Annotated in this window: 17 protein-coding genes and 1 pseudogene; 3 read left to right on the plus strand and 15 right to left on the minus strand. The window is 57.7% G+C overall.

Annotation, left to right across the window (positions count from 1 at the left end; genetic code table 11):
* Positions 1-106: 106 nt before the first annotated feature.
* The 8 genes from NMG46_RS21500 to NMG46_RS21535 form a co-directional block, all read right to left on the minus strand.
* Positions 107-1513: an aminotransferase gene (locus NMG46_RS21500; protein ID WP_128284838.1), complete on the minus strand. Its 1407-nt coding sequence runs from the start codon at positions 1511-1513 to the stop codon at positions 107-109.
* A 157-nt stretch (positions 1514-1670) separates the two neighbouring features.
* Positions 1671-2168, minus strand: a complete 498-nt coding sequence (locus NMG46_RS21505; RefSeq protein ID WP_135929578.1) for an Lrp/AsnC family transcriptional regulator — start codon at positions 2166-2168, stop codon at positions 1671-1673.
* Positions 2169-2369: 201 nt separating this feature from the next.
* The gene (locus NMG46_RS21510; RefSeq protein WP_127313399.1) at positions 2370-3914 is read right to left on the minus strand and encodes a fumarate hydratase; all 1545 of its coding nucleotides are present in this window, start codon (positions 3912-3914) and stop codon (positions 2370-2372) included.
* Positions 3915-3920: 6 nt separating this feature from the next.
* Positions 3921-5354, minus strand: a complete 1434-nt coding sequence (locus NMG46_RS21515; RefSeq protein WP_254819552.1) for an NAD-dependent succinate-semialdehyde dehydrogenase — start codon at positions 5352-5354, stop codon at positions 3921-3923.
* Between the two features lie 198 nt (positions 5355-5552).
* Positions 5553-6479, minus strand: coding sequence for a LysR family transcriptional regulator (locus NMG46_RS21520; protein ID WP_254819553.1), 927 nt, complete (start codon positions 6477-6479; stop codon positions 5553-5555).
* A 196-nt stretch (positions 6480-6675) separates the two neighbouring features.
* Positions 6676-7497 carry a CoA ester lyase gene (locus NMG46_RS21525; protein ID WP_254819554.1) on the minus strand — a complete coding sequence of 274 codons (822 nt, stop codon included), beginning with the start codon at positions 7495-7497 and terminating at the stop codon, positions 6676-6678.
* Between the two features lie 132 nt (positions 7498-7629).
* A complete protein-coding gene (locus NMG46_RS21530; RefSeq protein ID WP_254819555.1) occupies positions 7630-8781 on the minus strand; it encodes a CaiB/BaiF CoA-transferase family protein in 1152 nt (383 codons plus the stop codon).
* Positions 8748-10049, minus strand: a complete 1302-nt coding sequence (locus NMG46_RS21535) for a methylaspartate ammonia-lyase (RefSeq protein ID WP_254819556.1) — start codon at positions 10047-10049, stop codon at positions 8748-8750. The genes NMG46_RS21530 and NMG46_RS21535 overlap by 34 nt, the downstream gene beginning before the upstream one ends.
* A 193-nt stretch (positions 10050-10242) precedes the next feature.
* Between NMG46_RS21535 and NMG46_RS21540 the strand changes: the two genes are divergently transcribed.
* Positions 10243-10395: a hypothetical protein gene (locus tag NMG46_RS21540; protein WP_254819557.1), complete on the plus strand. Its 153-nt coding sequence runs from the start codon at positions 10243-10245 to the stop codon at positions 10393-10395.
* 64 nt (positions 10396-10459) lie between these two features.
* Entirely contained in the window at positions 10460-10663 is a 204-nt protein-coding gene (locus NMG46_RS21545) for a transposase (protein WP_302896847.1), read from the plus strand.
* Between the two features lie 235 nt (positions 10664-10898).
* Here NMG46_RS21545 and NMG46_RS21550 read toward each other — a convergent pair whose 3' ends face one another.
* The 5 genes and pseudogenes from NMG46_RS21550 to NMG46_RS21570 form a co-directional block, all read right to left on the minus strand.
* Positions 10899-11192 (minus strand): hypothetical protein, encoded by a 294-nt coding sequence (locus NMG46_RS21550; protein ID WP_254819559.1) that lies wholly within the window; start codon positions 11190-11192, stop codon positions 10899-10901.
* A 4-nt stretch (positions 11193-11196) separates the two neighbouring features.
* Entirely contained in the window at positions 11197-11451 is a 255-nt protein-coding gene (locus tag NMG46_RS21555; RefSeq protein ID WP_254819560.1) for a hypothetical protein, read from the minus strand.
* A 21-nt stretch (positions 11452-11472) separates the two neighbouring features.
* Complete coding sequence (locus tag NMG46_RS21560; protein WP_254819605.1) at positions 11473-12096, minus strand: ABC transporter ATP-binding protein; 624 nt, start codon at positions 12094-12096, stop codon at positions 11473-11475.
* Positions 12097-12573, minus strand: a pseudogene (locus NMG46_RS29970) (ATP-binding cassette domain-containing protein); the annotation flags it as partial. It abuts the gene before it with no gap.
* A gap of 72 nt (positions 12574-12645) precedes the next feature.
* Positions 12646-13227, minus strand: coding sequence for an extracellular solute-binding protein (locus NMG46_RS21570; RefSeq protein WP_254819561.1), 582 nt, complete (start codon positions 13225-13227; stop codon positions 12646-12648).
* A 289-nt stretch (positions 13228-13516) separates the two neighbouring features.
* Here NMG46_RS21570 and NMG46_RS21575 point away from each other — a divergent pair, with 289 nt between their 5' ends.
* A complete protein-coding gene (locus NMG46_RS21575; protein WP_254819562.1) occupies positions 13517-14116 on the plus strand; it encodes a transposase in 600 nt (199 codons plus the stop codon).
* 145 nt (positions 14117-14261) lie between these two features.
* Here NMG46_RS21575 and NMG46_RS21580 read toward each other — a convergent pair whose 3' ends face one another.
* Both NMG46_RS21580 and NMG46_RS21585 read right to left on the minus strand, forming a co-directional pair.
* Positions 14262-15029 carry a class I SAM-dependent methyltransferase gene (locus tag NMG46_RS21580; RefSeq protein ID WP_254819563.1) on the minus strand — a complete coding sequence of 256 codons (768 nt, stop codon included), beginning with the start codon at positions 15027-15029 and terminating at the stop codon, positions 14262-14264.
* 1396 nt (positions 15030-16425) lie between these two features.
* The gene (locus NMG46_RS21585) at positions 16426-16539 is read right to left on the minus strand and encodes a cupin domain-containing protein (protein WP_254819602.1); all 114 of its coding nucleotides are present in this window, start codon (positions 16537-16539) and stop codon (positions 16426-16428) included.
* Positions 16540-16566 lie beyond the last annotated feature (27 nt).

Raw genomic sequence — 16566 nt, forward strand, 5'->3', positions numbered from 1 at the left:
CCTGCCGGCGGGGAGGTACACCGGCAGGGCTCGCCGCGCAACGCCAGCGGTCAAATGGGAGGACCGGACGACAGCAGCAAAACAAGTCGTTTGGCGCTCACGAAGATTATACGGCGCCTTCCGCCTTCAAGGCGCGGTACGTCGTGTCAACTGACTTCGCCGTCGCATCGACGATGATGTCGATTTCGGCCCGGGTGATGATCAGTGGCGGTGCAAAGCCGAGGATATCGCCATGCGGCATGGCGCGGCCGATAACACCGTTTTCAAGCAGAGCAGCGGCGGCACGCGCGCCGACCTGCAGCTCGGGCTCGAACGGTACGCGCGCCTTGGGATCCCGCATCAGCTCTACTGCTGACAGGATTCCAACGCCGCGAACTTCGCCGACAATGGGATGTCCCTCCAATTCGGCTTTCATGCGGGAAAGCCAATACGGCCCGACATCCTGGACATGCTCCAGGATCTTTCTTTCCTTGAGTACTTGAATGTTGGCAAGTGCGGCCGCCGCGCAAAGCGTATGCCCTGAATATGTCCAGCCATGGCCGAGAGGTCCATTCTTCTCGGTTCCTTCTTCCAGGACAGACCAGACGCGGTCGCCAATGATTGACCCGGAAATTGGGAGGTAGGCGGAACTAACGCCCTTGGCGATGGTGACGAAATCCGGGCGCATCCCATAGAGGTGCGAGCCGAATTTCTCGCCGGTTCGCGCGAAGCCACAAACGACTTCATCGGCGATCAGCAGGATATCATGCCTATCCAGCACCTCTTGAATAGCCGCCCAGTACCCCCTTGGGGGCGGAACGATGCCGCCAGTCCCAAGTGCCGGTTCTCCGATAAAGGCCGCAACAGTTTCCGGACCCTCGGCAAGAACAAGGGCCTCGAGTTCGTCGGCGCAGCGTTTGGAAAAGGCTTCTTCGGTTTCGCCCTCATGCGCCTGCCGATAGTAATGTGGGGTCGTTGTGTGGCGTACCAGATTCAAAGGCAGGTCGAAAAACTTATGAAAAAACGGAAGACCTGTCAGGCTTCCAGTGACCAGGCCGGAACCGTGATAACCGCGATGTCGCGAAATGATCTTCTTCTTTTCGGGACGCCCGAGAACGTTGTTATAATACCAGACGAGCTTGATATTGGTCTCGTTGGCGTCCGAACCGGAGAGGCCAAAATAAACTCTTTGCATGTTCTGCCCGAAATATTCCACCACGGCCTCCGCTAAGCGGGCAACGGGCTCCGTGCCTTGGCTGGCATAGACATGAGCGAACGGTAAGTCGTGCGCTTGCTTGGCAATGGCGTCAGCAATCTCCGTGCATCCATATCCCATGTTGACGCAGTAGAGCCCACCGAAACCGTCGAGGCTCTTTCGGCCTTCAGTATCCCAGATGTAGACGCCTTCCGCTCCGGCCATGATCCGGTTTGGCGTCTCGCCGCGGCTGTGTTTTGCCAAGTGCGTGGACGGATGAAAGACGAAGCTCCGATCCTTTTCTTGGACTTGCTTGGTTCCCAGATTGGTCAGGCTCATTGTCGCTCTCCCGTTTATTGCCCGGCGGAGAACACTCAGTCCCCGCTCGTCGAGAGCTACTATACCGACGGACACACTTCACGTTCCACGGCAATGTACGTCCGCGGCCGATGAAATCACGGAAGTTGCGTCAATCTCCGTGGAAAACACGGACAACTCAGCGTTGTCTTGGCGCGGACAAGGGAATGGGCGAATTGGATTTTACGGATTTCGTCACTATGAGGCTGTAATATTGATCGATCCCGAGTCCAACCTGTAACAAACCCTCCATGAATTCCTGGTAGGCAGCCATAGAAGGAGCTGCAACGCGCATCAGGTAATCTACCCGGCCCCCGATCGCCCAGCAGTCCAAAATTTCGGAGATGCCTTGAATTGCCGTCTCAAAGTGTCTTTGGTCTTCGAGGCGGTGACGATCCAGAACGACCTCCACCATTACGAAAATCACGCCCCCGGTGAGGGATGGACTCAGCCGCGCGCAATAGCCTTCGATAATCCCTGCTGTTTCGAGTATGCGGAGCCGCTCCGAGCAAGCCGACGCGGAGAGGTGAACGCGCTTCGCCAATTCGCTCTTCGATATCCGACCGTCTGTCTGAAGCTCCGCGAGGATCCGAAGGTCCCAAGCGTCCAGGCGAACTGTGTTGACTTTCGACTTCATGGGGTTGCCGGGCTGAGTATGGCTTTACGTTTAGTCTGACGAGGGTCTGCCGCCAATTGCATCCATGGTCCGGTCGTGCCAGCAGCTGGTGTAGGCATAAGCCCATGCGCACAGCTTGCCCGATACAAAAACAAAGCTTCTCGCTGCCCTTTGATGGTCTATGCGTAGCCGACACAGGACTAATTGGCCTAACGGGAATAATCAAACGCCGATGTTGCGGGCGATAGTATCGGCGGCCATGCGCTTACGCCACTCGATTGGCCCGGAATTGTGAATAGAGTTTCCTTCAACATCGACAGCCATGATGACTGGCATGTCCTGCACCTCGAATTCATAGATGGCTTCCATGCCCAGGTCTTCAAAGGCCACGATCCGCGCGGTCTTGATCGATTTTGAAATCAGGTACGCAGCACCGCCCACTGCGATGAGATAGGGCGTTCTGTGTCTCACAATTGACTCGATGGCCGCCGGACCCCTCTCGGCCTTGCCGACCATCGCATATGTCCCCGTCTCGGCGAGCATCTTTTCAGTAAAACTGTCCATTCGGCTCGAGGTTGTTGGGCCAGCCGGCCCGACAACCTCATCCCTCACCGCGCGGACGGGTCCGACGTAGTAGATCACGCGACCCCGCAGATCTACGGGAAGCTGCTCGCCGGCATCGATCAAATCGACCATTCGCTTGTGGGCGGTGTCCCGGCCGGTCAGCATCTTTCCGGACAGAAGAAGGGTTTCCCCGCAACGCCATGATGCCGTCTCTTCCTTTGTGAGCGCATCGAGGTTGACCCGCCTGACCTCAGCAGTGTGCAATTCTTCATTTCCGATCTGTGGCCATTCAGAAAGGTCAGGCGGCTGGAGCTGGACCGGCCCTGTGCCGTCCAATGTAAACGTCAGGTGCCGGTTGGCGGCGCATTGTGGAATGAGCGCGACTGGCTTCGACGCGGCGTGCGTAGGATAGGTTGCAACCTTGACGTCCACGACTGTTGTCAGGCCGCCCAGGCCCTGAGCGCCGATGCCAAGCCCATTGATTCGCTCATAAAGCTCAATCCGTAGTGCCTCCTCCGCGCTTGATGGCCCTTTGGCTGTCAGTTCCAACATATCGATGGGTTCGTTCATGGCCTCCTTGGCCAGCAGCATGGCCTTTTCAGCGCTGCCGCCGATGCCGACCGAGATAAGGCCGGGTGGGCACCATCCGCTGCCAAGGGTCGAAACGGTGTCAACCACCCAGTCGGCAACGGACGCGCTAGGATTAAGGGTGGTGAAACGCGCCTTGTTTTCGGACCCGCCCCCTTTGGCTGCGATGGTGATTTCAATCTGGTTACCAGGCACGAGGTCCACGTGGACGACTGCCGGCGTGTTGTCACGAGTGTTCACCCGTCGGCCAAGCGGATCCGAGACGATCGATGGTCGGAGGGGATTGTCCGGGTCGAGATATGCTTGGCGAACGCCCCTATTCACGAGGTCGGCGAAACTCGCCGCTGATTTAATGCGGACCCCCATGCCGACCTTTGCAAAGACCACCACAAGACCGGTGTCCTGGCAGATCGGGCGCCGTCCGAAGCCCGCCATGCGCGAGTTCAGCAAAATCTGCCCGATAGCATTCTTCGCCGACGGGCTCTGTTCGCGCGCATATGCCTGCGAAAGAGACCGGACATAATCTGGAGGATGGTAGTATGAGATATACTGAAGAGCGTCTGCAACGCTCCTTGTGATGTCCTTGCCAGCGATGATCCGCGATCTATTTCCCACCGGATCTCATCCAAATGAGCCGAGGCCATTAACCATTTTCAGGCTTTGGAAGCTCCGCACCCCTTGCTCACCCCCTTCGTATCCATAGCCGCTCTGTTTAATGCCTCCATACGGCGCATCTGCCGAAACCCCCTTCAGGTAATTCACGCTGACAGCGCCCGCCGAAAGACCATCGATCAGCGCCCGTTTCGCATTGGCGGCGTCGGTGAAGAAGTAGGCGGCCAAGCCATACTCAGTGGCGTTAGCTTCTTCGATCGCCTCCTCCATCGTGTCGAACGGCGCCACGGTGAGGATCGGTCCGAACGGCTCGTCATGAAGCACTTTGGCATCTTTTGGCACCCCTGTCAGGATGGTTGGCGGCCAGTAAAAACCGGGCAGGTCGAGGCGGGTGCCACCAGTCTCAATGCGGGCGCCGCGATCGACCGCATCCTGGATCAGACGCTGCATGGCTTCAATTCGCCGCGCGTTCGCCATGGGGCCCATCTCGGTCGCCGGGTCGTCCGGTGGACCGATCTTGATTTTACGGGCGGCTTCCGTCATTCGGGATAGGAATTCCTGATAGAGATTCCGCGCGACGAGAATCCTGCTCGGCGCGTTGCAGCTCTGGCCCGCGCATTCGAACTTGTATTCCGATATGGCGGGGACCGCCTGTGCGAGGTCCGCATCCGCGCACACAACGACGGGGGAGTGTCCACCGAGTTCAAGGACGCAGCGCTGCAAATTATTCGCGGCGAGCGAGGCCAGCTGTTTTCCGACTGCCGTGGAGCCCGTGAAAGTCAAGACCTTCACGATTGAGGAACTGAGGAGATGGCGGGAAATATGCACCGGTACACCGAAAACGAGATTGACCACGCCGTCCGGGACACCCGCATGGCGCAAGGCTTCTACGATATGAACGGCGGCGCTCGGCGTCTCTTCCGCACCTTTAAGAATGACCGGACAGCCTGCTGCCAGCGCAGGGGCGAGCTTGCGGGCGATGAGAACGGCGGGATAGTTCCAAGGCGTGAAGGCAGCAACGACACCGAGGGGCTCCGGGACGATCATCCTGTTACGGCCCAACGGAATCGGGGCCGACAGCTTTTCGGCGTGGGTGCCGTTCCACTCCAGCGTTTCGACAGCGCGCGCGTACTCACCGGTCGCCTCTCCAATCGTCTTTCCCTGTTCAGCCGATAGATCCTTTGCTGCGTCTCCTGCCTTTGTGGCAAGGATCCTGGCGGCTGCCACAAGGATCTCGCCGCGCTCTTTTACAGGCCGCGAGGACCAGGCCTTGCGGCTGCGCTCGGCCGAAGCGAGGGCCTCATCCAGATCCGAGACCGTCGCCGAGGCCACCGAGCCAAATACCTTCTCCGTCGCCGGGTTAATAACGGGCAACGTGGCTCTGTTGTTAGCGGCTCGCCATTTGCCGTTGATAAAGAGCTCATAGCTCGTGGCGTGGGACATAGCGTGCTCCGCTTGGCTGAATTCAGTGCGATACCAGCCGATATCCGACCATCCGCTCGCTTCCCTGCAGTTTCATCGCGATGGTCCGGCCGGTCAAATATGGAATGTCGACCAAAACCATCTCGAATACAGATAGAGATCAGGCAACCCGAAGAACCGCGGCGATAGCACTGGAAGAGCTTGGTTTGAAAAAATGGCCTAAACCCGTTCCGGAGCCGTGGCTGACCAGTGTCCGCTCTCGATCAATGTCCTGACGACCCTGGGGATCAGGTTGCGGATGGCAGAGACGGCTGGAGAGCGCTCATCTTTCGGATTAACGGCAAGGACAACGGACCGGGTGATCACCGGATCAATGATCTTCACTGTCCGGACGCGGCCTTGAGACGCCTCTTTCTGAATGGCCGACGGCGTAAGGATAGAATAGGCCTTTCCTTCCATGACCATATTGATGATTGTTGAAAGGGAGTCGACTTCGAATCTTACGTCGAGCACACAACCGTGTTGCGCAACGACATCAGCCACCGAACGCCTAACGTTGTTATTGCGCATCGGAACCGCCAGGGGAAACGCGTGCAGGTCGGCAAGCTGTATCGAATTTTCGAAGGGCGGTTCACCCGGCGGCACCACCAGGTAAAACTCTTCGCGGGCCAGCACCGTCATTTTCCCCACGCTCTCGGCAGTGCGATACAGGACTGCCAGATTGAAGCGGCCAGCAGCCATCCACTCTTCCAGCGGTCCCGTCATGCCCTCGATCATCTTAAGCGAGATCCTCGGAAGTTCGCTTCTTACCGATTCAAGCAGCGGACCACTAAGCACGCGAGCGGCGCCGGACGGGATGCCAATGGTCACTTCTCCGGAAGGAGCAGCCACCGAGTTGGTCAGTTCCGCTTCAGTGAGCTGAATTTCCCTTAGGATGACCCGTGCGCGCTCAAGCAGCCTGTTTCCCGACGCGGTCACGCTGACACCCGTCCTATCGCGAACAAGCAGCTGGGTTCCGAACCCTTCCTCCAGTTGACGTACATGCAGGCTTAAAGCGCTTTGAGCAACGTGAAGGAGCGCAGCGGCCTTCGTAAAACTGCCGGCCTCCACGACGCCGACGAAGTATTTTAACTGCCTGATATCCACGGTTTAAACCAACTGAGGCACTTTCCTAGTCCCATCCTATTATCTCGAAACTAGATAGCCGGCAAGCAATACTTGCCTATTCCACACACCGGGAAAGATGCGCGGTCTCATTGATCGCAGATAGGTCAGTTGCTACCCGCGAGAGCCAGAGTGTCGTGGGCGCGCCGAACCACCGGCGGATCAATCATCTTGCCATTCAACGAGAATGCAGACAGCCCGCGGCGGCCGCATCGTTCTCTGCCGCGATGACATCACGGGCCCACTTGCTTTCCTGTGCGCTCGGAGAGAAGGCCTCATTGAATATGGTGACCTGTGTCGGATGGATTGCCAAAGCTCCGGCAAAGCCAAGGCGCCGCGCATGCGCCGCGGCTTCACGAAGTTTATCAGTGTCTGAAACCTCGCCGATGCTTCCAACAAAGCCCAGAGGGAGCAATCCGGCCGCACGGGCGGCAAACAGAACGGAAAGGTTCGGCGTCAAGAGAAGGTCGAACTCCGGCGTGCCGCCAACAGAGGCACTGAAGTCTTCAGGGCCAAGCGCCATTGCAACCATCCTGGGATGAGCCGAGGCTATGACCGCGAGCTTTTGCAGTGCTGCTGGTGTCTCGATTTGGGCAAGGAAACGGATGCGTCCCTGGACAAGATTTCTTTCTCTTTCAAGTTCCAATACGGCATTCGCGATCTCTAATACCCACTCCGCCGAATCCGTCTTCGGAAGGACAAGCGCATCAACACCTGCCACCACAGCTGCATGGAGATCCGCCACCAACGCCCGCAACCCACGATTCACGCGGACCAAAACAGATGCGCCCTTGCGGCCCACCTTTGCCACCGATTCAGGGAGCTGCCGCCGTGCTTCTCCCTTCTGATCCTGGGGAACGGAACCCTCGAGGTCGAGTATGATGCCATCCGCACCCCGCTCATGGGCCGTCTCCACAAAGCGCGGTACGTGAGTGGGTACGAAGAGCAGGGATCTCCAGCGTAGAGCGGTTTCAACTGACGGAAGGGTGTCCGCGATCATTGAGTCACCTCTGCAATCAATCTTAGCGAGCGTGACGGCAGTGGGCTTGCTGGATGGCCGACGCGCTGAGATGATCCGAGGTACACAGGCTTTTCGCAAACCGCGAGCGCACTCCCTTACTCAGATGCGCGCTCACGCTGACGCGGCTCTGTCGCGCAAAAGCCCCAGAACCTCCTCGCGGACGGCCTCAGTATGTGCGCCAAGAGCTGGAACCGAGCGCAGCAAGGGGTGCTCCGAGTTGAAAATCGCAGCTGGCGCTATCGTCTCGACGGTTCCTTCGGGTGTGCCAACCTCCACCCTGCGAATGTGTGGATGCCTTGATACATCCACCACCTCGTTCAGCCGGCCATATGCAAGGCCGGCCGCCTCAAGCTCCTGCATCGCTTGGTGGCAGGATAGTTCGGAAAACCGGCGTTCAATGATGTCGTCAAGCTGCGCACGGTGACTGAGACGCTCCATATTATCAGCAAACCCAGATGCGCGTGTAAGCTCCGGCTGCTTCAGGAATTTCTCGCAGAAATTTACCCATTCACGGTCACTCTGAACCGAAAAGATAACCTCTTTACCATCGGCACAACGATAGGTCCCATACGGCGCCAGCGACGGGTGTTTCACACCCGCGCGTACCGTATGGTAGCCGCTGTAGTCGTGTTGCAGAACTGGAACATTCATCCAATCGGCGACGGCATCAAACAGTGACACTTGGATGCTTGTCCCTTCGCCGGTGACCTCGCGGTGATAAAGGGCCTGAAGAATGGCACTATGCGCTGTCATGCCCGCCGAGATGTCGCAAACCGAGACCCCTACACGCGCGGCCCCTTGTTGGTTGCCGGTGATCGCGCATAGACCTGTCTCAGCCTGGACGATGAGATCATAGGCCTTCAAATGGGAATACGGACCTGTCTCCCCGAAACCAGAGATGTCGCAGGTGATCAGCCGCGGAAAGCGTCGACGGAGATCCGCGGACCCGAAACCCAGTTTTTCGATGCTGCCCGGCTTCAGATTCTGGATAAAGACGTCGGCAACGGCAACAAGCGTGTTTAGGACGGCGCGGTCCGCCTCCGATCTCAGGTCCAGGCACACCGACTCCTTACCCCGGTTGAGCCAGACGAAGTAAGCGCTTTGTCCCCGCACCAACTTGTCGTAGTCGCGGGCAAAGTCTCCTTCGGGCCTTTCGACCTTGATGACACGTGCGCCGGCGTCAGCAAGACGAGAAGATGCGTAAGGCGCGGCCACTGCCTGCTCCACGGCTACGACAGTGATCCCCTCAAGAGAGTTCTGCATGCGACACCGTGTTTTAATCCAACGTTTTCATTTTGATCCCGACGACGGTTCAGCATCGCCAGCAAACGGTTTTGTTCATTCCCAACAATTGAGAATGCCTCGTCGACACCCATTCCGGGCTTTGCGAGCATCATGTCGGCTTGGGTCGCTACAGAGACGTGGACTGAAGCCTGGGCGGAGAGATCAGTTTCGGTACAGCTCCCACCAACATAAGCCCCTACCTTGTTTTCCTTGCAGATGAGAACTGCGCGCGCCGTATCGGCGATTGAGCCGACGTCTGGCGTCTTAATTTGGACCAGATGCGTGGCCTTCGCTTCAGCAAAGAGCCGAATATCCTCGAGCGTATTGCATCTCTCATCCACGACAATGCGAGCGCTGGAATCCCGGTTGTCCAAAATCGATACGATCTGAGCGTAGTTCTCAATTTGAGCCTGCGTCGAACCAAAATCCGCCGGAGACTCGATGTTGAGCGTGTAACCCGGAACAGTATCGGCAACCCCGCAGATAAAGTCAGCGATGAGCTGCGGTTCCAGACCGATTTCCTGGCCGATCCACCCATACACATCGAAATGCAGCACCGGATGGTACCCCGGCCGGCCGATTTTGCGCGTACGTGTTGCCACCCACTTCACGAACTCCATGAAGGTCTGACCGGCGGCGCCGAATTTCTGCCGTGAGTTGATCAATCCGTGGGGAAGCACGTCCACGCCCTTCAAAATCATCTTGTCAACATTGATTTCGCGAGCATCACCGCTCTGGCAGTAAATCGGGACCCTGCGCGTCGGCAGCAGCAGACCGAACTCCGTGCATATGATCTCCGCCATCGTTTTGCGCTGAAGATGGGCGGCTGCGCGAAGAAGAGCTTGGCTGACGCCATATTCAACAGCCAGAGGCAACCGCCGATGTTCCACTGATTCCAAAACCTTCGTGCAAGAATCACGAAACCGAGAGGCATCGACGTCAAGAAGCCGCGGTGCGACAACGCGTGACGCTAAATCTGAGATTTTGTTGGTGTCGAACAGAGGATCGCGTCCACCGGCACCAGAGTACTGAACGTTCATCATGTCACCCCAAACAACGGCGTCGTCGGTAAGGACGAGTCCGATGCTGAGCGAAGATGCCGGAACGCGAATTGACGTGAACCCTGGCGTGATCGGCGCGCCAACATACATGAAGCCGTCCTGGATTCTGCCGGACCTAATGGCAGCTTGGTCGTCATAAAAAAATGCACCACAGCCAGGCGCGAGGAGGACGTCTTTGATCTGCACTTGTTTCGCTCGGTTTCTGCCGGAGATGTTGACGGAGGGATCAAATATGAGCGCCAAGTATGCGCCATGTGGCATTCAGGTCGCAAATATAATGTCCCGGTCGGTGCCATCGCGCTTCTAGATGGCCAGTACCTGCCCACGAGGGTGCAGCGACGGAAGGCGATGATAACTGCGGGACTGTCAGGAGCTGCGTGTGCGGCCGGGCATAATCGGCGAGGAAAAGTCGCATTATCTCCCGACGCAAAAAGCCTTAGATCAAATTCTCGCTGGTGCCGATGCCGGCGCGGTGTTGGATAGAGGCGGCTTGCTGGACGCCCTGATGATGGCGCTGCCGAACGTATGCTAAAAATGGATTATCCTGGTGGCAATCCGAGGGCGGGCAACAGCCGGAACGGCTACGCCGGAACAGGTTGGTGACCAACACGGGCAAGACCGACATCGAGGTGCCGCGCGATCGGCAGGGCATTTTCGACCCGCAGCTGATTGCCAAATCTCAGGGCCGCTTCCCCGTTTCGACGACAAGTGTTTCGATGTACGCGCGCGGCGCGAACACGCGGGATATCACGGGACCACCTGCGCGACGGTTCTGGCGCGGGGTACGTAGGAGTTTTTGATCGTCAGTCCGCGGTGCTGACGAGCCGGTCCTGAGATTGCCACTCAGGTCAGCAACTATCGGTTCGCTTGGCGGCATGCTCGGCAATTCGAGCCAACACAGCCAAGACAGCCAAGACAGCCAAGACAGCCAAGACAGCCAAGACAGCCAAGACAGCCAAGACAGCCAAGACAGCCAAGACAGCCAAGACAGCCAAGACAGCCAAGACAGCCAAGACAGCCAAGACAGCCCTACGATCAATATGTTCGTTCTGCCAAGACAATCAGGCTATATTTTTGCGGCGCGGTCGGAGCGTCGGGCCGGGCTCCCATGCTGCGCGCCGCCACCATCAGCGATCTGTCGATGGCCATCATGACGCTGACCAGAGGTAAGATTATCATGGGCAGCATGATGTGCACAATCCCGACATAGACGGCTACGCGGTTGTTAATCAGGGGCTGCGGACCTGACACAAGCCCGATGTCGAGCAGCAGATTGTTAATCAGGCCGTGATCGCCAAGAATAACGATCCATGCGTAAGTCCGCACCAAGCCACTAGTCAGATAAGGGTAATAACGAGTAAACGAGAGCCATGCGTTGCCGCTTCGAGGAGGCAACGATCAGATAGGCCGTCGGATAGCCGATGAAGAGGCAGATAGCCGTGGCCACAACGCTAATCTCGACGGTCTGGAAGAGAACGCGAACGTTCGCCGTTTGATTGAAAAAAGCCCGGTAACCGGCTACCGAGAAGGCCGGCGCATTAAGGCTAGTCAGGAAGAGCAGAATAATCGGTATGCCAAATACGGCCATCAGTATTGCAGGCCGGTACGGTTAGCCCAATTGGCATCCGGCCGAGTTTACGAAGCAAGCGCATCTATCTTGCCTTATATGTTCAGGCCACAACGAAGCGGACGTCAGACCGTAGCCAGTCGAGACGTACCTCTTCGCCGGATCGGAAGATCTGCCGCCCTGTAGCGACATGCTCGCGCACGACGAGGATGTTGCTTTTGACGCGATGCCGGTGACGAATTGACGCTGGTGCGCATCGCCGCTTTTCGAAGCCGTGATCGCTGCGAGGCAGATACGCTCAGGCCGAATCATAGCAACGGAACCAGACGGAGGCTTGGCATCTGATTCGACCTTGAAACCAGGATTTTCCAGGATGTTAGCCTCGCCCAAAAAATTCGCCACGAAGCACGCCGCAGGCCTGTCGTAGAGCGCCTCCGGTGTGTCGGTCTGCTCAATCCGCCCGGCGCGCATAACTACGATGCGATCCGACAGGGTGAGCGCCTCTTCTTGGTCGTGCGTGACACAGATGGTGGTGATCCCGAACTCTTTGTGCAGGCTCTTCATCTCGACCTGCATTTGCTCTCGAAGGTTGCGGTCCAGTGCGCCGAGCGGCTCGTCGAGCAATAGGAACGGCGGATCGGCGATCAACGCTCGAGCAAGCGCCACACGCTGCTGCTGGCCCCCGCTCTACTGCTATGGCATGCGGTCGCCAAAATCCTTAAGGTGCACCGCGCTTAAGCATTAGATTTACCCGCGCTGCCCTCTCTGGAGCCTTGATGCCACGCATCTCGAGCGGAAATTCTAGATTTCGCCGCACCGTGAGATGTGGAAACAGCTCTGAAAGACGATGCCTTGGTCGCGCCGGTATGACGGCACTGCGGCGACGGAGTTTCCGGCGATCAGGATATCGCCCTCATTGGCCGTTACGAAGCCGGCAAGTAGCATCAACGCTGTGGTTCTGCCCGAACCGCTTGGACCGAGAATGGTCAAGAACTCGCCGCGACGAACGGTCAGTGACAAATCTTTGACCGCTGCCCGTACATCTTGGTGACGTTTCGAAACTCGATCTGTGCAAGCTCCATGCTTTGGCCCAAGCGGTTCTCCTTTGCAAGTAGCATAGGCGAGAGAGCAAAATTGTGGCAACCCCCGTTCAGGGACCCTCTGCTTCCCGACAACTAAGTATCCCCAGTGTCGGCAAGTCGACGAACATGTCGACTACGGACTAATGGAAGCATTTGGCCTAGCGAAGTATCCACTCATTCCAGCGCTGAACGATCCGCTCAGCATTCGACAAGCCGTCGGATTCAACTTCGGCGTACCACTTGCCATTTTCTGGAACCTGCTAGTCATGTAGTCAGGATAGCTGGCAAGTCTGCGGGCTACATTGTCTAGTATGGTCTTATAGGCATTAAGGTTGCTGGGGCCAGCGGGGAAGAGCTGGACGAACGCCGTCTGACGGTCGGCGCGGGTTGCAAACTCAACAAACTTTTGAGCGTCCCGTAAGTTCGGACTGCCCTTCGTGATCACCCAATAAGACCAAAGTAGCTTGGCCTGGTTCCGTTTGATCTCGATCGGCGCGCCGTCATCGACCAACAGGAGCGCTCGTCCATCGTAGGACTGCATAATACCGGCACCTTTATCATGCATCATCTGCTGGATTTCGGAACCAGTCGTCCACCACTTACGGACATGCGGCTTAATTCTGTCCAGGCCCGCGAGAGCGCGATCAATGTCCAATGGATAGAGCGCATCGACAGAAACCCAATCGGCCAACAGGGCCGCCTCATGCTCGGCCACAACAATCTGTCCTCGACGGCGCGCTACACCAAGGCTCGAACGGCCTCATCCGGCGCACGACAAGCCCGCTCGACCGGTTGAACATCGAAGTCGTGCCGTCGGGCTGATTGGTTCCACCCATGTTGGTAAGACTGGAGGTGGCCTTCCGCCGCCATGGCGAGGCGTATCGGCAGGCTCATGATGGTCATCTCGGACGCGTTGAGCGCCGCACGATGAGCGCCATCGACTGTACCGGACCGCCGAACTGTGCGGCCATGTCGAGGGCTGCCGGTCCTGCGGGGGGATCCGCGTGGCCTACAATTCCTGTCGCAACCGGCATTGCGCCAAGTGCCAGGGCAAGACCCGGCGGGAATGGCTCGCCCGGCTGAACGAGTTTCCCTTACTTCGTGTTCACGCTGCCGGCCGAGATCGCCGCAATCGCTCCAGATCAAGGCGGCCATGTACACGATCCTGTTCAAGGCGGCCGCCGAGACGCTGCGCACCATCGCCGCAGATCCCGGACATCTCGGCGCCGGCTGGTCTCATTGCGGTGCTACAAGCTGGGGCCAGAACCCCACCTATCATCCTCACCTCCATTGCATCGTCGCGGCGGCGGCATCTCCGTCGATGGAGGGCGATGGGTCGCCTGCCGGCCGGGTCCTTCCAGCTCGTCCCCGTGCTGTGGCGTCTGTTCCGCCGTCTCTTTCCGGAGGAACTCCGAGCGGCCTATTATGAGGGCGGGCTGGGGCTTCTTCGGCGATCTCGCAGCTGGCAAAGCCTCATGCCTTCGTCTCCTTGCTCGCCGAGACTCGTCGCCTCAACGGGTCGTCTACGCCAAGCAGCCCTTTTGCGGGACGAAGCAGGTGCTGGCTATCTCGGCCGCTACGCCCATCGCGTTGCGATTGCGTGAGACATTGTCACTCGAGGTTCTCGCCGCGATCCGATTACCTGCGCGACATGACTGCATAGTTCACAACGACCCCACGTAAGCCTGTTGTCTCGGCGTGCACGGGACCGGCAGCAGGTCAGCACGTAAGCATACCCGCAATCGAGGCTTATGAGCTTTTTTGCCGTTCCCGGGATTCCGGCCCGCTTCGGCGGTAGACGGAGATATGACGTTCGGATCGTTCAGTGAACGGACCTCTTGCCCAATCTCCCCACCGCTCCGTTAGCTCCAGCCCCACGCATTCGGCCATAGTGTCGAGCTCCTGGTGGTAAACGTAACGAATGCGTTGCGGTAAGCGTCTGACCGACGTACCGGAAAACCAGAGGAGGGTTGAATCCAAGTTCTGGTTTAGCGGATCGTGGACAGCCACATTGACGATCGTATTCTCATGATCCACTAGCCGCGCTTTTGTAGTTTGCTGGCCGGCGACGAGAGGATTCAAGCCTGGAACCCACAATTCTATCACCAAAACCCCCTCATCATCTAACGCCTCGGCGGCAGATCGGAGGCAAGCTATTTGCGCTTCGCGCGTGAAGAGAAGCGTGAAGGTGAAATAAACGCAATACACCAGATTGTAGCGTTGTTGAGATCTGAAATCGGCAATATCTCCCTGCCAAGCGTTGATTAGATCGGTGCGCTTCGCCAGAAGTTTCAACATGCTGCACGAATTATCAATACCCTCGACCTTGACGCCGCTCTCGCTCAACGGCACCGCCACGCGCCCGTCGCCGATACCCAAATCGAGAGCGCTACCCCCGCGGCAATATCGCTCAAGAAAGGCGACCGTTTCAAATACCTCTGCGACTTTGCCTTGCACGGCAGTGTATTCTTCATAGATCGGAGCGTAGATATCGCCATAAGTTGATTCATCAGACATGTTCAATTCTCCTGCCACTGGATTGTCTAGCAATTTCCTGACTGACTTCGAAACGTGATTGCGTGTCCTTACCGAGTACATCTTGTGATTCAGCTGGCCCGCGAAACGGGCTCCGTGCAAAACACAAACTGAAAAACGATGTCGTTGCTGGGGACGTGCAACGAGCAACGCGAGTCCCCGTAGGGATGACTCTAAAGGGTAATCGTATACCTCCGTCGCTGGATGGACACGCATTCAACGCGCAAGAGGTGTGCCAACTTAATGATGGCACGCGAATACCTCGGATTCGGCCTGGATTCTCCCTGTTGGCTCTGTCACTAAGATTGGCGGATTTCCAACTATTGTTGCAAACGCATGTCAGAGTAGCTCAGCCGTTCGGCTTCTGCCCTCCAGGTCCGGCGAGCGGATTTTTGTGCACCGGCAACCCCATCTCGGACAGTATGGCCAGACCCGAATAACCTCTTGACGGAATCCGCTGAGCGTCGGATATTTTGTGCGGCTTGCTACATATCCGTAGTCCCCCGCCCACTATGGCGGTGAGCTACTACGATGCGCAACCAGGTGGCGCCATGCACGAGCCGCCAGCCTTGTAACTGTGCGTCAATGCCTGACATAGGAACGCATCCGATCACGCGCTCCGCCGTTCAGAAACCGCTTGCACAAACGGACCCAGAGGGTGGCCATAGTATGTCTAGAGCTTCGAGCATCCGGCGCAGCAGATCGTGTTCGAGGAGAAAATCGACGCGATCGAGGACGCGGTTCAGCGGCTACGCCGCTTGGACGAGCAGCTGAGCGCCATCGTGCCGACGTGGTCCAGGGCGCGGGTCCTAGAGTCCTATCAGGCCATTCGCGGTGCCTCGTTCCAGGTCGCAGTAATCTTCGCGGCCGAGGTCCTCTTCCTTTGCACCGTAATTGCAGTGTGGTTTACAATGAGTTGCGCGCGATTGAAAGCGCCTTGCGCGCGCCACCAAGCTTAGCAGATCGCGATGGTCGTCCAGCCACAGTTCGCGTCCGATCTCGTGCGAAAACATTGAATTGCTTGCACATGGCTTCGAGCCGCTGAACAGCGGCATCAATACCGCAGCGCGCGCCGACCTCATCGGCGGGCGTCGACAGCCTGAGCGGCACGCCTTCCCGGCCGGCCGTCCGACAGCTTTAGAGAGATTGTGGAACGCGGCTTCGATAATGCGCTCATTTCGAAGTCGCTGGGTCTCCGCTGACAAGCCGTTGGGGAGAAAGCGATCTTGTCCACAAGCTCCTCTGACGTGTGTGCGCGGTCAAGCCTCATGGAGATTCCTGTGATTTGTCTGGGAACTCCCGTTTTCCTATTGAGGCACAATCGCGGGACCCTCTGGATTTGGTTATAATTCTGGCCGACCTATGTTAGGAGACAACGCTAGTAAGTGGGTGGTGTGATCGCACTTACGATTTCACTTTCCCCGTCGTGAACGTTCCGAAAGCGGTGCGGAACCCGGCTATCAAAGTAATAACCATCGCCCGGATGAAGAATTCTCGTTTTATCTCCGACGGTTACTTG

The sequence above is a fragment of the Mesorhizobium sp. LMG 17147 genome, from assembly GCF_024297145.1.
Taxonomy (GTDB): Bacteria; Pseudomonadota; Alphaproteobacteria; order Rhizobiales; family Rhizobiaceae; genus Mesorhizobium.